The organism is Paracraurococcus lichenis, assembly GCF_030657435.1.
GTDB classification, from domain to species: Bacteria; Pseudomonadota; Alphaproteobacteria; order Acetobacterales; family Acetobacteraceae; genus Paracraurococcus; species Paracraurococcus lichenis.
In genome coordinates this window covers 1-540 of record NZ_JAUTWS010000451.1, presented here as the reverse complement: position 1 = coordinate 540, position 540 = coordinate 1, and the positions used below count along the sequence as shown (strand labels likewise).

Here is a 540-nt window from a genome sequence, read left to right as displayed (position 1 = left end):
CGGGTGTGCGTCGTCGCTGACCGCGGCATGATCTCGGCCCCTACCATCGAGGGTCTCGAAGAACGCGGCCTCGAGTACATCCTCGGCGCCCGCGAGCGCACCGACCGCGTGGTGCACGAGGTGGTGCTGGCCGACGATGGCCCTTTCACTCCCTTGCTGGTCGAGCGCGCCAATGGTGCGGAGACGCAGCTCTTTGCCAAGGAGGTGCGGCACGCCGGCCGGCGCTACATTGTGTGCCGCAACGAGGCTGAGGCTGAGAAAGACCGTGCCGACCGACAGGCCATCATTGCCGGTCTCGAGCAGCAGTTGCAGCGCGGAGACAAGGCACTGATCGGCAACTCCGCCTACCGCCGCTACCTGCGCCGCGTCGCTCCAACAAATGCGAAGGGCGGCAAGGCCAAGTCAGGGCCGGCCTTCGAGGTCGACATCGGCAAGCTGGCCGAGGAAGCGAGATACGACGGCATCTTCGTGCTGCGCACCAACGCCCGCGTCACGCCGTTGCAGGCGATGCTGAGATACCGCGAGCTCCTGGCCGTCGAA

Annotated in this window: 1 protein-coding gene; it reads left to right on the top strand. The window is 66.7% G+C overall.

What is annotated here, in order from left to right; genetic code table 11:
* A partial coding sequence (locus Q7A36_RS40755; RefSeq protein WP_456306859.1) for an IS1634 family transposase occupies window positions 1-540 on the top strand: 540 nt, incomplete at both ends.